This is a genomic window from Segeticoccus rhizosphaerae (assembly GCF_009192725.1).
GTDB classification, from domain to species: Bacteria; Actinomycetota; Actinomycetes; order Actinomycetales; family Dermatophilaceae; genus Segeticoccus; species Segeticoccus rhizosphaerae.
The window spans coordinates 1-1,961 of record NZ_VOHR01000494.1 but is presented as its reverse complement, the minus strand read 5'-3'; the positions used below and the strand labels follow the sequence as shown (position 1 = coordinate 1,961).

Sequence of the window (1,961 nt, the reverse complement as noted above, 5' to 3'; positions counted from 1 at the left end):
AAGAGGGCTGATCGCTGTCCACGGACCCGATCATTCCGCAGCCCCGCCCACCAGGTCAGGCGACGCCCCGGACTACCGCAAAAGATCAGCGCATCCCTAGCTCGATCGTGAACCGGAACGGAGCCGAGTTGACGTGTACGCCTATTAGGCACACACTAGGTACATGACTGCCGTCAAGGACTCCCGGATCGCCGTGCGCCTGTCCTCGGACCAGGACGCGCTCATCCGGCATGCCGCCGAGGTGGAGGGCACTAACATCACCGAGTTCACCGTCGCCGCGACGATGAGCCACGCCGTCGACGTGCTGGCAGATCGACGCGTGTTCGCGATCGACGACGCCGCGTGGAGCGAGTTCCTCGCCGTGCTGGACCGCCCGGTCAGCCACAAGCCACGGCTGGAGAAGCTACTCACCGAGCCGTCTGTCTTCACCGAGGGGTGAGCGGGTACAGCCTGCCCCGTCCGATCGCCGAGGACGACGACACCAGCGGCTTCGACAGCGGCGAGCACAGTCTCGACGAGTACCTACGCAAGCGGGCCCTGGCCAACCACGTCCAGGGGGCTTCACGCTGTTTTGTCACCTGCCGCGACGCCCGGGTCGTCGGCTACTACGCCCTCGCCTCGGCCAGCGTCCAGCAGCGAGACGTCGCCGGGAAGGTGAGGCGCAACATGCCCGATCCAGTGCCGGTGATCCTGCTATCCCGGCTCGCAGTGGACCGCAAGGAGCAGAACTCTGGGCTGGGCAAGAACCTGCTACGCGACGCCATCCTGCGCTCGGTCCAGGCATCCGAGATCATCGGCGTCCGGGCGCTGCTCGTGCACGCGCTCAACGACACCGCTCGCGCCTTCTACGCCCACTTCAACTTCGAACCGTCACCAACAGACCCGCTACACCTGCTATTGCTGATCAAGGATGCCCGCTCCGCAGTCGCTCGTTGACGCTCCCGCGCCTGGCGTCACCAGACCCGAGCAGGGCACCACCGGGCTATAGCCCAGGGCGTCTCGCGAGCGGATCGGCAACCAGGGACCACATGATGGCCGCCGTATCCGGGTGCTGCCGGGCTCACCGGTCAGTGTCATGTCGAGGCTCCTGCCCCTCTCGTGGGTGGAACGTGGAGGTGGCAGCGAGCTGGGTGAACAGGCGCCGCTCGGTGGTACTCAGGTGGGAGGGGACGACGATGCGCACGTGGGTGTGCAGGTCCCCGGCAGGTCCGGTGGGGTTGGGCAGTCCGTGCCCGGGGGCGGTGAGCACCGCTCCGGTTGAGGTGCCGGCCGGCACGTCGAGGCAGATCGTCCCTGCGGGCGTCTGGAGGGTCACCGGCGCGCCGAGCGCGGCCTCCCACGGAGCCAGCGGAAGGTCAACGTGCACATCCCGAGCCTCGATGCGGTAGCGCTCGTGGTCGGCGAGGCGCACCCGCAGGAGTACCGGGGGTGCGCTGTGCCCGCCAGGCAGGGCGTCGACCGGCACCCGCAGCAGCTGGCCGGTGACCACCCCGGGTGGGACGGTGAGCGGCACGACGGTGCTGCCGTGGGGACCGGTCACGGTCAGGGTGCGGCAGCTGCCGCGGTAGGCCTCCTCCACGCTGACCTCCACCTCACCTTCGACGCCGGCGTCAGCGCCTGATGGGCGCGGATCGGTGCCGGCGGAGAACGCCTGAGAGAACCTGGGTCCACCCAGCCAGAACGCTGCCGCAGTGCCGGCGGGGGTGTCCTGGCCGACCCACGGCGGCCAGGGGTTGTTCCGGACCGACGAGCCGCGACGGTGGCTCGCTCGGTCCGGTGGCGGCGTGGCAGTCGTGGTGGTGGCGCGGGCGGTGTCGTAGCGGGCGCGGGCGGCTGGGTCGGACAGCACCCGGTAGGCGTGAGTGATCTGGGCGAAGTGCTCGGCGGCGCCGGGGCTGGTGGCCACGTCCGGGTGCCAGCGGCGGGCACTTCGCCCAGATCACTCACGCCTACCGGGTGCT

The 1,961-nt window shown here is 69.6% G+C and carries 3 protein-coding genes and 1 pseudogene; 2 read left to right on the top strand and 2 right to left on the bottom strand.

Features of this window, described 5'->3' with window-relative positions; genetic code table 11:
- Positions 1 to 163 precede the first annotated feature (163 nt).
- Both FRW57_RS21030 and FRW57_RS21025 read left to right on the top strand, forming a co-directional pair.
- Positions 164 to 439, top strand: coding sequence for a type II toxin-antitoxin system TacA family antitoxin (locus FRW57_RS21030; RefSeq protein WP_137123508.1), 276 nt, complete (start codon positions 164 to 166; stop codon positions 437 to 439).
- A complete protein-coding gene (locus tag FRW57_RS21025; RefSeq protein ID WP_137123509.1) occupies positions 436 to 936 on the top strand; it encodes a GNAT family N-acetyltransferase in 501 nt (166 codons plus the stop codon). The genes FRW57_RS21030 and FRW57_RS21025 overlap by 4 nt, the downstream gene beginning before the upstream one ends.
- 124 nt (positions 937 to 1,060) lie before the next feature.
- On the opposite strand, the gene FRW57_RS24855 is transcribed toward FRW57_RS21025, so the two are convergent.
- On the bottom strand, positions 1,061 to 1,849 hold the full coding sequence (locus tag FRW57_RS24855) for a DnaJ C-terminal domain-containing protein (protein ID WP_338055400.1): 789 nt from the start codon (positions 1,847 to 1,849) through the stop codon (positions 1,061 to 1,063).
- A pseudogene (locus FRW57_RS24850) lies at positions 1,826 to 1,918 on the bottom strand (DnaJ domain-containing protein); the annotation flags it as partial. The gene FRW57_RS24855 and the pseudogene FRW57_RS24850, both read right to left, overlap by 24 nt.
- Between the last annotated feature and the right edge of the window lie 43 nt (positions 1,919 to 1,961).

Coding starts and splice junctions, on each gene's coding strand:
- FRW57_RS21030 (WP_137123508.1), top strand. CDS start 164: ATGACTGCCGTCAAGGACTCCCGGATCGCCGTGCGCCTGTCCTCGGAC.